This is a genomic window from Nocardioides litoris (assembly GCF_006346315.1).
In the GTDB taxonomy this organism is placed as follows: domain Bacteria; phylum Actinomycetota; class Actinomycetes; order Propionibacteriales; family Nocardioidaceae; genus Nocardioides; species Nocardioides litoris.
Window position 1 is genome coordinate 1294429 of the sequence record NZ_VDMR01000001.1, and the last position, 13484, is coordinate 1307912.

The 13484-nt window shown below is 74.5% G+C and carries 14 protein-coding genes; 9 read left to right on the forward strand and 5 right to left on the reverse strand.

Going from position 1 to position 13484, the window contains the following annotated elements:
* Positions 1-105: 105 nt before the first annotated feature.
* Positions 106-1008, forward strand: a complete 903-nt coding sequence (locus FJQ57_RS22300) for an SCO6745 family protein (RefSeq protein WP_170219294.1) — start codon at positions 106-108, stop codon at positions 1006-1008.
* A 109-nt stretch (positions 1009-1117) separates the two neighbouring features.
* On the opposite strand, the gene FJQ57_RS06165 is transcribed toward FJQ57_RS22300, so the two are convergent.
* Both FJQ57_RS06165 and FJQ57_RS06170 read right to left on the reverse strand, forming a co-directional pair.
* Positions 1118-2137, reverse strand: a complete 1020-nt coding sequence (locus FJQ57_RS06165; protein WP_139978283.1) for a zinc-dependent alcohol dehydrogenase — start codon at positions 2135-2137, stop codon at positions 1118-1120.
* Positions 2137-2619 (reverse strand): DinB family protein, encoded by a 483-nt coding sequence (locus tag FJQ57_RS06170; RefSeq protein ID WP_139978284.1) that lies wholly within the window; start codon positions 2617-2619, stop codon positions 2137-2139. The genes FJQ57_RS06165 and FJQ57_RS06170 overlap by 1 nt, the downstream gene beginning before the upstream one ends.
* A 152-nt stretch (positions 2620-2771) precedes the next feature.
* On the opposite strand from FJQ57_RS06170, the gene FJQ57_RS22870 reads away from it, so the two are divergent.
* From FJQ57_RS22870 to FJQ57_RS06200, 6 genes are all read left to right on the forward strand, one after another.
* Positions 2772-3284, forward strand: coding sequence for a hypothetical protein (locus tag FJQ57_RS22870; RefSeq protein WP_211348754.1), 513 nt, complete (start codon positions 2772-2774; stop codon positions 3282-3284).
* Between the two features lie 62 nt (positions 3285-3346).
* Positions 3347-4078, forward strand: a complete 732-nt coding sequence (locus tag FJQ57_RS06180; protein WP_139978285.1) for a VOC family protein — start codon at positions 3347-3349, stop codon at positions 4076-4078.
* A gap of 29 nt (positions 4079-4107) precedes the next feature.
* The gene (locus tag FJQ57_RS06185; protein ID WP_139978286.1) at positions 4108-4974 is read left to right on the forward strand and encodes an LLM class F420-dependent oxidoreductase; all 867 of its coding nucleotides are present in this window, start codon (positions 4108-4110) and stop codon (positions 4972-4974) included.
* A gap of 113 nt (positions 4975-5087) precedes the next feature.
* A complete protein-coding gene (locus FJQ57_RS06190) occupies positions 5088-6830 on the forward strand; it encodes a PHA/PHB synthase family protein (protein ID WP_139978287.1) in 1743 nt (580 codons plus the stop codon).
* Positions 6814-7710: an alpha/beta fold hydrolase gene (locus FJQ57_RS06195; protein ID WP_139978288.1), complete on the forward strand. Its 897-nt coding sequence runs from the start codon at positions 6814-6816 to the stop codon at positions 7708-7710. The genes FJQ57_RS06190 and FJQ57_RS06195 overlap by 17 nt, the downstream gene beginning before the upstream one ends.
* A complete protein-coding gene (locus tag FJQ57_RS06200) occupies positions 7707-8936 on the forward strand; it encodes an acyl-CoA dehydrogenase family protein (protein WP_139978289.1) in 1230 nt (409 codons plus the stop codon). Before FJQ57_RS06195 ends, FJQ57_RS06200 begins: the two co-directional genes overlap by 4 nt.
* On the opposite strand, the gene FJQ57_RS06205 is transcribed toward FJQ57_RS06200, so the two are convergent.
* On the reverse strand, positions 8933-9886 hold the full coding sequence (locus FJQ57_RS06205; RefSeq protein WP_139978290.1) for an EamA family transporter: 954 nt from the start codon (positions 9884-9886) through the stop codon (positions 8933-8935). The genes FJQ57_RS06200 and FJQ57_RS06205 overlap by 4 nt on opposite strands.
* A gap of 71 nt (positions 9887-9957) precedes the next feature.
* Here FJQ57_RS06205 and FJQ57_RS06210 point away from each other — a divergent pair, with 71 nt between their 5' ends.
* Entirely contained in the window at positions 9958-10857 is a 900-nt protein-coding gene (locus tag FJQ57_RS06210) for a LysR family transcriptional regulator (protein WP_139978291.1), read from the forward strand.
* A gap of 25 nt (positions 10858-10882) precedes the next feature.
* On the opposite strand, the gene FJQ57_RS06215 is transcribed toward FJQ57_RS06210, so the two are convergent.
* The gene (locus FJQ57_RS06215; protein ID WP_139978292.1) at positions 10883-11056 is read right to left on the reverse strand and encodes a CsbD family protein; all 174 of its coding nucleotides are present in this window, start codon (positions 11054-11056) and stop codon (positions 10883-10885) included.
* Positions 11057-11263: 207 nt separating this feature from the next.
* Between FJQ57_RS06215 and FJQ57_RS06220 the strand changes: the two genes are divergently transcribed.
* Entirely contained in the window at positions 11264-12019 is a 756-nt protein-coding gene (locus FJQ57_RS06220) for a TetR/AcrR family transcriptional regulator C-terminal domain-containing protein (protein ID WP_170219295.1), read from the forward strand.
* A gap of 15 nt (positions 12020-12034) precedes the next feature.
* Here FJQ57_RS06220 and FJQ57_RS06225 read toward each other — a convergent pair whose 3' ends face one another.
* Positions 12035-13438: an MFS transporter gene (locus FJQ57_RS06225; protein WP_139978293.1), complete on the reverse strand. Its 1404-nt coding sequence runs from the start codon at positions 13436-13438 to the stop codon at positions 12035-12037.
* Positions 13439-13484: the final 46 nt, after the last annotated feature.

Sequence of the window (13484 nt, forward strand, 5' to 3'; positions counted from 1 at the left end):
GCGCGCCGGGGGTCGGTATCCGGGTCCTGCAGGGCCCTGTCCGCTGCGCGCAGAGTCGCTCCGGGAGCCTGGTGCGGTGCGTCACGTCGGGTGCACGATCCGGCCATGGACTACGCAGAGGCACAGGCCGCCTTCTTCGGGCGGCGCGAGGGGGAGGCCCGCTCCCTGGACTGGTCGAGCCCCGGCCGGCGGCTCCGTGACGCGATCGAGCCGCTGGCCACGATCTGCTTCTGGAGCGAGCCGGCCTACGAGGCGTACGCCGCCCTCGGGCTCGACTTCCTCCAGGGGTACGTCTACGGCCGCGGGTGCGTGCTCGGCGACGCCGAGCCGGGCGTGGTCGCCGCGGCCTTCGGGGTCTTCGAGCCCGGGCTGGTGGCCGGGGTCTTCGCCGCCGCCCGGGAGGTGTGCTCGGTGGACGACGTGCGGGCGGCCAAGGAGCGCGGGTCGATGACCGCCTTGCGCGAGGCCGTGACCTTCGACGACGCCGAGCTTCGTGACGTGGTGGAGGTGCTGCGCCGCGCCTGCGACGCCATCGACCCGACCGGCCGGCCGCTGCACGCCGGTCTGGCCGCGATGCCGTGGCCCGATGACCCCGTCGCCGCGCTGTGGCACGCGTGCTCGGTCCTGCGCGAGCACCGTGGCGACGGCCACCTCGCCGCCCTCGTCGCGGCCGGCATCGACGGCGTCCAGGCCAACCAGCTGACCGAGCTGTGGGTCGGCTGGGACCCGCTCGCCTACACCTCCTCGCGCGCCTGGTCGGAGGAGTCGATGTCGTCGGCCACCGCCTCGCTCGAGGAGCGGGGCTGGGTCGCGGACGGCGAGCTCACCGACGACGGCCTGCGGGTCCGGCAGGGCCTCGAGGAGGCGACCGACCGGGCTGCGGCCCGGGTCGTCGAGGCCCTCGGCGACGACCTCGACCGCGTCGTACCGCTGCTGGAGGGGTGGTCGGCCCAGGTCGTCGAGCGCGGCTGGTTCCCGCCCGACCCGTACAAGCGCGCGTCGGGCTGAGGCCGCCGCCGCGCCGTCGGCTGGTGTGGTCCGGGGCCGACCCGGGGGAGCGGTGAGCCAGCGACCGACCTCGGCGTCGAGGAGGTCGCCAGGTCACCGCTCCTCGGCGTCAGGGCGCGACGACGACCTTGATCGCCCCGCCGGACTTCGACGAGGCGACCTCGAAGGCCTCGGCGATGTCGTCGAGGGCGAAGCGGTGGGTGACCATCGGGTCGAGGTCGAGGCGGCCGGTGCGCACGAGCTCCTGGGCGCGCTCGTACTGGCCGCGGCCGCCGTTGCCGCCCACGCCGAAGACGGTGAGCGTCTTGGCCATGATCGGGATGACGGGCAGTGGCGGGAGGTCGTTGGCCCAGCCGATGTGGGCCACCTTGCCCTCCTTGCGCACGACGTCGAGCACCATCGCCGAGGACGCCGGGAACCCCGAGGTCTCGATGACGATGTCGGCGCCGGCGCCGTCGGTGAGCTCGAGGATCGTCTCCTTCGCGTCGACCTGGGTGACGTCGAGGCAGTCGCTGGCGCCGTACGCGCGGGAGACCTCGAACGGTGCCTCGCGGGCGTCGGTGACGATCAGCCGACCCGCACCCGACAGCGCGCAGAGGCGGGTCAGGGCGAGGCCGATCGGGCCCTGGCCGAGCACGACCACGGTCTCGCCGAGCAGGATGCGGAGCCGGTCGACGGTGTTGAGGCCGACGGCGATCGGCTCCAGCAGGGAGGCCTGCCAGGCCTCGACGCCCTCGGGGCGGGGGATGAGGTTGACGACCGGGACGGCGATCCGCTCGGTCATGCAGCCGTCGGACCACAGCCCGATGAGCTTCTTCTTCTTGCAGTCGAACGGCTTGTCCTGCGAGCACTCCAGGCAGTCGCCGCACGGCAGCGAGGGCTTGACCGCGACCGGCTGGCCGACCCAGCCCTCGTCGGCGCCCTCGCCGACCGCGACGACCCGGCCCGAGAAGTCGTGCCCCGGCACCCGCGGGAACGGGGTGTCGATGCGGCCGTCGTACTGGTGGACGTCGGTGCCGCACAGCGACATCGACTCGACCTGCACCACCGCCCAGCCCGGGCGGGCCTCGGGCTCGGGACGGTCCTCGAGGACGACGGTCTCGAGGGCAGTCAGCACCGCGGCGCGCATCAGACCCCCTCGGGCGCGAACTCGCGGTCGTGCATGATCTCGAAGGCCTGGTCGACGTGCCCCGCGGCGTGGCCGATGATCAGCGGCGCCCACTCGCGCACCGTCATGGTGCCGAGGTCGGGGATGGTCAGCGTGCGGTCCAGGACCTCCTCGGGCGTGGCGGGCCCGGCGGTCGCGAGTGTACGGCGGGTGCTGGCCAGCGCGCCCCGCGCCAGGTCGATCGTGGGCGGCGGGTAGCCGGTGAGGTCGTGCCCGACGTCCTCGCGGTAGATGAAGTCGAGCTCGGGGTCGTGGGCCACGCGCTGCAGGTCGCCGAGCCACATGATCGTGCAGACGTGGATGTGGGAGACGACCTGGGCGACGGTCCACCCGCCGTCACGGTGGGCGCGGTGGAGGTCGCCATCGGAGAGCTGCTCCAGGGCACGGTCGAGCCGTCCGAGGGCGTCGTCGGCCTCGGCGAGGGCGGTGGTGATGTCGGTCATGCCCCGAGCCTCACCCGTCGCCGCGAGCCGCGGTATCCGGTGGCTGCGAGGCGGTGTCCGCTCCCCGCACAGTGCCCGTCGGGTCCTCGGGTGACGGGCGCCTGACGGGTCGGTGACAGGGTCCTGACAGGTTCGCTGCGCACCCTCGGCCCATGGACACGAAGCTCAAGGCAGGGCTCGCCGCCGTCGCCGTCGTCACCCTCGGCGCCGTCGCCGCGGGTGGCGCGGCCATCGCGTCGGGAGGCGACGCGGGCGGACGCGGATACGGGTACGGCGGGCACGGTCCCGGCGGCCCCGGTGGCCCCGGTGGCCCCGGTGGCCCCGGTGGCCCCGGTGGCCCCGGTGGCCCCGGTGGCCCCGGTGGCGTCGGCGGCCCCGAGCACGAGCACACCGAGGTCACGGGCGCGGAGGCGACGAAGGTCGAGGACGCGGTGACCGCCGAGCACGACGACGTGACCGTCGAGTCGGTGCGCCAGGACCCCGACGGCTCCTACGACGTGATGGCTACCCGCGACGGGGACCCGGTGTTCGTCGAGGTCTCCGCCGACCTGGCCACCGTCACCGAGCGCACCGACGACCCCGGCCGCGGCGGTCCGGGCGGGCCGCACGGGCCGGGTGACGACGTGCCCGGCACCCCCGGGTCCGAGGCACCGACTCCCGGCTGAGCCGGCCCGCACCGCCTCGAGACCAGTTGCCCACCTCCGGGGACCGTGGTCGGCTCGCGGGTGTGACCCTCCACCTCGAGGCCGTGACGTACGACGTCGCCTCGGCCGCCGACCTCGACACCGCCGTGACCTTCTGGGCCGGCCTGCTCGGTCGGGACCCCGTGGCCGGACAAGCGTCCGGCCCCGCCCTCTCCGCGCTCCTGCCCGGGCCGGACCACGAGGTCGGCCTGCGGTTCGAGGTCCCCGACGACGCGGACGGCCCCGCGCTGCGGAGCACCCGCGACCTGCACCTGCACCTCACGACCCGCGACGACGACGACCGGCGGGCCGTCCTGGAGCGGGCGGCGTCCCTCGGGGCGCGCCCCCTCGACGTCGGACAGCTCCCCGAGGAGGAGCACGTGGTGCTGGGTGACCCCGGCGGCCGGGCGTTCTGCGTGATCGAGCCCGGCAACGGCTACCTCGTCGGCACCGGCTTCCTCGGCGAGGTGGCCTGCGACGGCACTCGCGCGGTCGGGGAGTTCTGGAGCACCGCCCTGGGCTGGCCGCTGGTCTGGGACCAGGACGGGGAGACCGTGGTGCAGGCGCCCGCCGGCGGCACCAAGGTCGCGTGGGGCGGCGAGCCGGTCGAGCCCAAGCACGGCCGCAACCCGCAGCGCCTCGACCTGGTCACCGACGAGCCCGAGCGGGAGGTCGCGCGGCTGGTCGACCTGGGCGCCCGGGCGCTCCCGACCCGTGCGGGATGGCTCGAGCTCGCCGACCCCGACGGCAACGAGCTGCGCCTGCGACCGGCCTGACCCGCTCGTGGCCGACCTACGCTGAGCGCATGCGCCTCGGAGTCCACTACGCCAGCTTCACCCACCCCGACTGGCAGACCACGCTGGAGGACCGGCTGGTCGAGACCGCACGGGTCGCCGACGAGGGCGGGGTGTCGTTGCTGACGGTGATGGACCACTGGTTCCAGATGGAGCAGCTCGGCGGGCCGGCCGAGCCGATGCTCGAGGCCTACACCACGCTCGGCCACCTCGCCGCGGTCACCAGCAGGGTCCGGCTCGCGGCGCTGGTCACCGGCGTGACCTACCGCCACCCCGGCCTGCTGGCCAAGCAAGTGACCACCCTCGACCGGCTCTCCCGCGGCCGCGCGATGCTCGGCATCGGCGCGGCCTGGTACGACCGCGAGCACGCCGGGCTCGGCGTCCCGTTCCCCTCGACGGCGGAGCGGTTCGAGCGGCTCGAGGAGGCGATCGAGGTCTGCCTGCAGGTGTGGGGCGACGACGACGGCGCCTACGCGGGCAGGCACTACCAGCTGGCCGAGACGATCGGCGTCCCGCCGTCGTATGCCCGGCCGCACCCGCCGGTGCTGATCGGCGGGTCGGGGGAGCGCAAGACGCTGCGCCTGGTCGCCCAGCACGCCCAGATGTGCAACCTCTTCGGCGAGAGCCAGGAGGTCGTGGCCCACAAGCTCGAGGTGCTGCGCGGCCACTGCGACCGGCTCGGCACCGACTACGACGCCATCGAGAAGAGCATCATCGCCATGGGCGGCACCGACGACCCCGACGCGTTCCTGGCCGACATGGAGGGCTACGCCCGGCTCGGCGTCGACACCGTCGTCGTCGGTCCGGACGGCGACGACCCGGTCGCCTGGACCACCGACCTCGTCGAGCACGTGCTGCCGCGGCTGCGCGACCTCTGACCACCATGTGACCACGCTCACGAAGGGTGGTGCGGCGCCCACCCGGCTCGGGCAGGGTGGCAGGGTCCCGATCACCCTCTCGGGCGAGGGAACGACCACACCTCGGAGGCCCCATGACCGACCTGGCGCAGAGTCCCGACACGCAGTCCACCGCGGCTGCCGATCCCGGACGCGAGGTCGCCGACTCCGCGGCCTCGCCGCTCGACCTCCTGCTCGCCGACGCCTCGCGCAGCCCGCTGCGGCGGTTCCTGCCGGGCATGTCGGGGGTCCGGTTCACCGCCGGCCTCGCGCGCCACCCCGGCCGCGTCGTACGCCGCACGGCCGGGTTGTCCGCCGAGCTCACCAAGGTGGTGGTCGGGCGCAGCGACCTCAAGCCGCACGCCAAGGACCGGCGGTTCGCCGAGGACGCCTGGGCCAAGAACCCGTTCCTCAAGCGCACCCTGCAGACCTATCTGGCCTGGGGCGAGGCCACCCGCGGGCTGGTCGACGACGCCGGGCTCGGCTGGGGCGACGCCCAGCGGATGGGGTTCATCCTCGACAACCTCGTCGAGGCGAGCGCGCCCAGCAACAACCCGCTGCTCAACCCCAAGGTGCTCAAGCGGGTCATCGACACCGGGGGCGGCAACCTCGTCGAGGGCGGCCGCCGGCTCGTGCGCGACTACGCCACGCCGCCGCGGGTGCCGTCGATGGTCGAGCCCGACGCGTTCGAGGTCGGCGAGGACATCGCGGTCACGCCGGGCGAGGTCGTGCTGCGCACCGACCTGTTCGAGCTCATCCAGTACACCCCGACCACGGCCAAGGTGCGCGAGGTGCCTCTGCTGATCGTCCCGCCGACGATCAACAAGTACTACGTCGTCGACCTCGCCCCGGGCCGCAGCATGGTCGAGTACTTCCTCTCCCAGGGCCAGCAGGTCTACTGCATCTCCTGGCGCAACCCCGACGCCCGGCACGCCGCCTGGGGCCTCGACGACTACTGCGGCGCGATCCTCGAGGCGCTCGAGACCACCCGGGCCGTCGCCCGCCAGGACAGCGCGGCCGTGCTCGGCATCTGCTCCGGCGGCATGCTGGCCGCGATGACGCTGGCGCACCTGGCGGCGACCGATCGGCTCGACGAGGTGGCGGCGTTCAGCCTCGCGGTCACCGTCATCGACCAGGAGCAGGCGGGCCTGCCCAGCGCGCTCCTCTCGCACAAGGCGGCCGCGGCCTCGACCCGGGCCTCGGCCGAGAAGGGCTACCTCGACGGCCGCGCGCTGGCCGAGGTGTTCGCCTGGCTGCGGCCCAACGACCTGATCTGGAACTACTGGGTCAACAACTACCTGCTCGGCCACGCGCCCAAGGCCTTCGACATCCTCTACTGGAACGCCGACCCGGTCCGGATGACCGCCGCGATGCACCGCGACTTCATGGATCTCGCGATCCGCAACGCGCTGGTCGAGGCGGGCGGGGTCACTGTCCTCGGCACGCCGGTCGACCTGTCGTCGATCACCACCGACGCCTACGTCGTCGCCGGCATCGCCGACCACCTGTGCCAGTGGGAGTCCTGCTACCGGTCCATGCGGCTGCTGGGCGGGTCGAGCCGGTTCGTGCTGTCCACCAGCGGCCACATCGCCGCGATGGTCAACCCGCCGACCAACGAGAAGGCCAGCTTCCAGACCGCACCCGCCTCCGACGCCTCGCCCGCCGACCCGCAGGAGTGGCTGGCCCGGGCGAGCAAGGTCCGGGGCTCGTGGTGGGAGGACTACGCCGACTGGCTGGGGGAGCGGTGCGGCGACGAGCGCGGCAAGCCCCGTCGGATGGGCTCGGCCGCCTTCGAGCCGGTGTGCGCGGCCCCGGGCACCTATGTCCACGACCGCTGAGGGCACCGGCCCGGGCCTGGCCGACCGCGTCCGCACCGTCGCCGTGCGCCGGATCTCGGTGCGCGTCTCGGAGCGACGCGGCTCCGGGCCGTACGCCGGGCAGCCGCCGCTGCTCATGTGCAACGGCATCGGCGCCAGCCTGGAGGCGCTGCAGCCGCTGGTCGACCACCTCGACCCGCGCCGGGGCGTGGTGCGCTTCGACGTGCCCGGGGTCGGCGGGTCGCCCCTGCCGCCGGTCCCCTACACGATGGCGGGTCTCGCCTCCTGGGTCGGCGCCCTGATGACCCGCCTGGGCCACCGGACCTACGACGTGCTCGGCCTGTCCTGGGGCGGGGGACTGGCCCAGCAGCTCGCCTTCCAGCAGCCCGGCCGGGTGCGCCGCGTGGTGCTGGTCGCCACCGGCACCGGGTCGCTGATGGTGCCCGCGCGCCCGAAGGTGCTGGCCACGATGCTCACCCCGCGCCGCCACCGCGACCCCGACTACGCCCGGCACGTCGCGGCCCGCATCTACGGCGGCTCGATGCGCACCCACCCCGAGCGCGGCGCCGCGCTGCTGCACCACGCCACCCGGTCGGGTCCGCAGCGGGGCTACTACCTCCAGCTGCTCGCCGGCGCCGGGTGGTCGAGCCTGCCCGGCCTGCCGTTCGTGCGCCAGCCCGTGCTGGTGCTGGCCGGCGACGACGACCCGATCATCCCGCTGGTCAACGCCAAGATGATCACCGCGCTGCTGCCCGACGCCCGCCTGCACGTCTACGGCGGCGGCCACCTCGGCGTGCTCACCGAGTCCGACGAGCTCGCCCCGGTCGTCGAGACGTTCCTCGACGACCCCACCGCCGTGCCCCCGCGCCACACGCCGCGAGTCCCCCAGGAGGACGCATGACCGCCACGCCCGACACGATCGACTCGACCGTCGACCTGCGCGGCCTCGATCCCGACCGCACGCCGTTCAGCGACTTCCTCGGCTTCGAGCTCCTGCTGGCCGAGGAGGACCGCGAGCTGCTGAGCCGGGTGCGGTCGTTCATGACCCGCGAGGCCGAGCCGGTGGTCAACGAGCACTGGACCCGTGCGTCGTTCCCCTTCGACCTGCTGCCCGGCATGGCCGAGCTCGGCATCTCCGGCCTGACCTACGACGGCCCGGGCTGCCCGGCGCGGGGCGCCCTGGTCAACGGCCTGGTCGCCATGGAGCTCTCCCGCATCGACCCGTCGCTGGGCACCTTCATCGGCGTCCACGGCGGTCTCGCGATGGGGTCGATCGCGCTGTGCGGCTCGCCCGAGCAGCAGGAGCGGTGGCTGCCGGCGATGGCCCGGATGGAGCTCATCGGCGCCTTCGGCCTCACCGAGCCCGACGTCGGGTCCGGCATCGCGGGCGGCCTCGCCACCAGCGCCCGCCGCGACGGCGACGCCTGGATCCTCAACGGCACCAAGAAGTGGATCGGCAACGCGACCTTCGCCGACCTCACCGTCATCTGGGCCCGCGACGAGGACGACGGCCAGGTCAAGGGCTTCGTGGTCGAGAAGGACACGCCGGGGTTCGTCGCGGTCAAGCAGGAGGACAAGATCGCGCTGCGCATCGTGCAGAACGCCGAGATCACCCTCACCGACGTCCGCGTGCCCGAGAGCAACCGGCTGGCCGAGGCCCACTCCTTCGCCGACACCTCCCGCGTGCTGCGGGTGACCCGCATGGACGTCGCGTGGCAGGCCGCCGGCTGCGCCCGGGGCGCCTTCGAGCACGCCCTGCGCTACACCAAGTCGCGCGAGCAGTTCGGCAAGCCGATCGCGTCGTTCCAGCTCGTGCAAGACCTGCTGGTCAAGATGCTGGCCAACGTCACCTCGGTGACCGCGATGAACGCCCGCGCCAGCCAGCTCCAGGACGCCGGGATGCTCCGCGACGAGCACGCCTCCCTGTGCAAGGCCCACGGCACGGCGCGCATGCGCGAGACCGTCGGCTGGGCCCGCGAAGTCCTCGGCGGCAACGGCATCCTGCTCGAGCACCACGTGGGCCGGTTCGTCGCCGACGCCGAGGCCATCTACTCCTACGAGGGCACCCGCGAGATCAACACCCTCATCGTCGGGCGCGCCATCACCGGCGAGAGCGCCTTCGTCTAGCGCGCGGTGGCTGAGGTGCGAGGAGCGCCGGCGACGACCCTCGAAGCCTCCGCAGCCGGCGCGCCCGGCCCGACCCCCACCACCGTCGTACGACGGGTGCGGCTGCCGTGCAGCACGCCGGCGACGACCAGCGCCGCGCCGACCAGCTCGAGCGGGGCGAGCGCCTCGCCGAGCACGACCCAGGCCGTGCTCAGCCCGACGACGGGCACCAGCAGCGAGAACGGCGCGACGACGCCGGCCGGGTGGCGGGCCATCAGCCAGGTCCAGAGGCCGGAGCCGAGCAGGGTGCCGAGCAGGACGGTGTAGGCCAGGCCCAGCAGGGCGGGCACGGCGGTCGGGGCGCTCCAGGTGGTGAGCGACGTCGCGATCCGGTCGGGCCCCTCGGTGAGCAGCGACAGCGCGAGCAGGGGCAGCGGCGGCACGACCGTCATCCACAGCGTCAGGTGCAGGGCCTTCGGAGCCCGGGCGCGGGCGTTGGCGTGGTTGCCCAGCGCCCAGCCGAGACCACCGGCGAGCACCAGCAGGAACGGCACGACCGAGGCGCCCTGGCTGCGCTCCCAGCCCACGAGGGCGAGCCCGCCCACGGCGACGCCGAGCCCGGCAGCCTGGCGGCCGGTGACCCGCTGCCCGACGAGGGCGCCGATGAGCACGGTGAACGGCGCCGACGACTGCAGGACCAGGGAGGCGAGCCCGGTCGGCATGCCCTGCTCCATGCCGAGGTAGAGGAAGGCGAACTGCAGGGTGCCGAACCCCACGCCGTACCCCACGAGCCAGCGCAGCGGCACCTGCGGCCGCGGCACGAGCAGGATCGTCGGCACCGCGATCACCGCGAAGCGCAGGGCCGCGCAGAACAGCGGCGGGAAGTGCGCGAGCGAGGCGTGGATGGCCAGGAAGTTCAGGCCCCACGTCACGGCGACGACGAGGGCGAGCAGGCGGTGGCGCAGCGGCATGCGACCAGCGTGGCCGCCGGGACCTTGCAGCACCAGCGCATGATCGAACTCTCGTCGTGTAGGTTGCCTTCATGGACGTGCGGCACCTCGAGCTGCTTCGCGCCCTGGCCGACCACGGCACGGTCACCGCCGTGGCCCGTGCCACCCACCGCACCCCGTCGGCGGTCTCGCAGCAGCTGCGCACGGCGAGCCGCGAGGCGGGGACGCCGCTGGTCGAGCGGCACGGCCGTGGCCTGCGGCTGACCGACGCGGGCCGGCTCCTGGCCGACGGGGCGCACGACGTCGCCCGGGCCCTGGCGCAGGTGCAGGCCCGCCTCGACGAGCTCCGGCACCAGCCCACCGGCACGGTCTCGGTCGCGGCGCTGCCCAGCGTCGCGACGTTCCTGCTGCCGCCGGTGCTGGCCGAGCTCGAGGGCACCGGCGTCGACCTCGAGGTCACCGACGTCGACCTCCCCGAGGCGCGCTACCCGCGCCTGACCCGCGACCACGACCTCGTGGTCGGCCACAGCCTGTCGGCCACCGTGCCCGCGGGCGTGCCCGAGCTGATCTGCGTCGAGCTGGTCCGCGAGCCGCTCGACATCGCGCTGCGGCCGGGGCACCCGCTCGCCGCCCGGTCGGTCCTGCGTCCCGCCGACCTCGTCGACGTCGAGTGGTACGGCGTCCCGCTCGGCTTCCCCTTCGACGCGGTGCGGCTGGCGGTGGAGGAGGCGACCGGCGCCCCGGTGCGGGTGGTGCAGCGGCTGCGCGACAACCGGCTGGTCGAGGCTCTTGTCGCGGGCAGCGACCGGGTGGCCGTGCTGCCGCGGTTCACCACCCACCCCGGCGCCCGGGTCGAGCTGCGCCCGCTGGTCGGCGTCACGGCGGCCCGCCACGTCTACGCCTACGCCCGCCCCGACCGCGCCGAGCGGCTGGCCTGCCGTCGGGTCCTGGACGCACTGCAGGGCGCCGCCGCTGCTGCGGCGACGCCCTGAGCGTCGTACGAGAGTGAGGGGCAGGTCAGCCCTTGAAGGCGTCCTTGACGTTCTCGCCGGCCTTCTTGGTCGACGCGGCGGTCTGGTCCTTCTTGCCCTCGGCCTGGAGGTCCTTGTTGTCGGTGGCCTCGCCGACCTTCTCCTTGACCTTGCCGGCGGCGTCCTGGGCGGCGTTCTTGGCCTTGTCTGCGAGCGACATCTGCGGCTCCTTCTGCGAGGTCGACCCCCGGGGTGGGATCGAGGTGCTTACAACGTAAGCAGGCCGTCGGCGCACCTGTTCCACCCCAAGGGTGACCCCGGCCGAGGTCTCATCGTCTTCTCAGGCACGAGGGGCGACGGCTGCCGCAGGGGCCTTCCGGCGACGGGGTGAAGCACCCCGGAGGGGCCGGGCCTAGGGTCGTCTCCCGTGACCGACCACCCGGAGGTGCCCGACGCCGACGCCGCCCGCGTCGCCGGCGAGGCGGCCCCGTCCGAGCGCGTCCCGCTCGACCGCGAGCGCATCGTCTCCGAGGCCCTCGGCTTCCTCGAAGAGGTCGGCCCGGCCGGGCTCACCATGCGCCGGCTCGGCCAGCGCCTCGGTGTCGAGGCCATGTCGCTCTACCGCTACGTCCCCGGCAAGGAGGACCTCCTCGACGCGATCGTGGAGCACCTCATCGCGGGCATGTACGCCGACGAGGAGGTGCTCGACGCGCCGCGCGACGGGTGGCAGGACTTCCTGCAGCGGCTCGCCCACGGCGTACGACGGGTCGCGCTGTCGCACGTGCAGGCCTTCCCCCTGGTGGCCTCCCGCCCGCCCGAGGCCCCGTGGCTGCGGCCGCCGCTGCGCAGCCTCGACTGGGTCGAGACGTTCTTGTCGGGCCTGGTCTCCGAGGGCTTCAGCCAGGCCGCCGCGGTCGGCGCCTACCGCGCGTTCACCAGCTTCCTGCTCGGCAGCCTGCTGCTCGAGGTGGCCTCCCACGGGGCCGACGTCGGTCCGCTCGACGTGCTCGACGACGGCAGCGACGAGCAGGTCGCCCTCGAGGACCACCCGACGGTGGCCCGGATGAAGGACGACCTGCGCCAGGACCGCTCGGCCAGCGAGTTCGAGGAGGCGCTGGAATCGCTGCTCGACCGGATCGCCTTGATGAAGGTCGAGCTGGCCGACGACGGCCCCGACGTCTGAGGGTCCGGTCTCGGCTCAGGTGTCCCCGCGGGGGCGCAGGGCCGCGATGAGTGCCGCGCCGAGCAGGCAGCCGCCGGCGCAGACCGCCACGGCCACGGTCCAGCCCGCCCGCAGGTCGGCCGGGTCGGGGCCGTGGGCGTTGACCAGCACCGCGACGACGGTGACGCCGACCGCCGAGCCGAGGTAGCGCGCGGTGTTGGTGGCCCCGCTGCCCACGCCGCCGCGCCCCACCGGCACGCTGGCCACCGCCTCCCGGCCGAGGGCGGCGTTGATGACACCGGTGGCGACCCCCGCCACCACCATCCCGGGCAGGAGCCGTGCCCACCCCGCGTCCGCCGGTACGCCGGCCAGCGTGGCCAGCCCGAGGCCGACGACCACCAGCGACCAGCCGAGCTGGGTGCGTCCGGAGACCGACGCCGGGATCCGTCGTGCGAGGAGCGCCAGCACCACGCTGGTGGCCGACCAGCCGAGCAGCAGCACGGCGGTGAGCACGACGGAGTACCCCAGGGCCGGCCCGGTGAACGCGGCCAGGTAGGAGAACAGCGCGATCGGGCCGGTGCCGAGCACGAACGCCGCCACCACGACCACGAGGAACCGCGGGGAGCGCAGCACCCCCGGCTCGACCAGCGGTCGGGCGGAGCGGCGCTCGACGAGCACGACGAGTGCGACCAGCACCGCGGCCACCACGAGCAGCAGCAGCGGCAGGGGAGCGGTCCAGTCGCGCCGGCCCTCGACCAGGCCGGCCAGCAGGGCGCTCACCCCGGCTGCGAGCAGGGCCGCGGAGACCACGCCCACGCCGCGGGGCTCGGGGTGGCGCGACTCCTCGAGCCGGGTCGCCACGACCGCGGCCAGGCCGAGCGCGGCCATCGTCATGGCGGCGTAGCAGGTGCGCCACGACCCGGTGCCGTCGGACAGCGCGGCGACCAGCGGGCCGAGGGCGATGCCCGCGCCGACGCTCGCGCCCCACATGCCCGTGGCCGTCGCGCGGGCCGGTCCGGCCGGCACGTGGTGGGCCAGCATCCCGAGCCCGGCTGCCGTCACCGCGGCGCCGCCCAGGCCCTGGACGACCCGAGCCGCGACGAAGACCCCCGTGCTGGTCGCGGCCGTGGAGGCGAGCAGCCCGAGGGCGAGCAGGGCCAGGCCGCCGGCGAAGGTCCGTCGCCGGCCGAGCTCGTCGGCCACCGCGCCCGCCGGCAGCAGCGCCGCGGCCAGGCCGATGCTCATCGAGCTCAGCACCCAGGCCCGCCCGGCGACCCCGGCGCCCAGCGACTCCGCGATGGGGCCGACGGCGGCGAGCGGGGCGGTGAAGGCCATCAGCACGAGCAGGGTCGCCGCCGCCACGACGGCGACCAGGCCGCGGTGCCCGGCGAGGGCGGCCGGGTCCTCGTGGGCGCGTGCCGGGGGCACGGGGAGGCTCATGGCCGCGACCGTAGCAGCGGTGGCAGGGCGTTGACCTGCTCCGTCA

What these genes read in the sequence shown, in the direction of transcription:
- FJQ57_RS06200 (WP_139978289.1), top strand. Translation starts at nt 7,707, where the DNA reads ATGACCGCCACGCCCGACACGATCGACTCGACCGTCGACCTGCGCGGC.
- FJQ57_RS06210 (WP_139978291.1), top strand. Translation starts at nt 9,958, where the DNA reads ATGGACGTGCGGCACCTCGAGCTGCTTCGCGCCCTGGCCGACCACGGC.
- FJQ57_RS06185 (WP_139978286.1), top strand. Translation starts at nt 4,108, where the DNA reads ATGCGCCTCGGAGTCCACTACGCCAGCTTCACCCACCCCGACTGGCAG.
- FJQ57_RS06190 (WP_139978287.1), top strand. Translation starts at nt 5,088, where the DNA reads ATGACCGACCTGGCGCAGAGTCCCGACACGCAGTCCACCGCGGCTGCC.
- FJQ57_RS06215 (WP_139978292.1), bottom strand. Translation starts at nt 11,056, where the DNA reads ATGTCGCTCGCAGACAAGGCCAAGAACGCCGCCCAGGACGCCGCCGGC.
- FJQ57_RS22870 (WP_211348754.1), top strand. Translation starts at nt 2,772, where the DNA reads ATGGACACGAAGCTCAAGGCAGGGCTCGCCGCCGTCGCCGTCGTCACC.
- FJQ57_RS22300 (WP_170219294.1), top strand. Translation starts at nt 106, where the DNA reads ATGGACTACGCAGAGGCACAGGCCGCCTTCTTCGGGCGGCGCGAGGGG.
- FJQ57_RS06165 (WP_139978283.1), bottom strand. Translation starts at nt 2,137, where the DNA reads ATGCGCGCCGCGGTGCTGACTGCCCTCGAGACCGTCGTCCTCGAGGAC.
- FJQ57_RS06205 (WP_139978290.1), bottom strand. Translation starts at nt 9,886, where the DNA reads ATGCCGCTGCGCCACCGCCTGCTCGCCCTCGTCGTCGCCGTGACGTGG.
- FJQ57_RS06195 (WP_139978288.1), top strand. Translation starts at nt 6,814, where the DNA reads ATGTCCACGACCGCTGAGGGCACCGGCCCGGGCCTGGCCGACCGCGTC.
- FJQ57_RS06225 (WP_139978293.1), bottom strand. Translation starts at nt 13,438, where the DNA reads ATGAGCCTCCCCGTGCCCCCGGCACGCGCCCACGAGGACCCGGCCGCC.
- FJQ57_RS06170 (WP_139978284.1), bottom strand. Translation starts at nt 2,619, where the DNA reads ATGACCGACATCACCACCGCCCTCGCCGAGGCCGACGACGCCCTCGGA.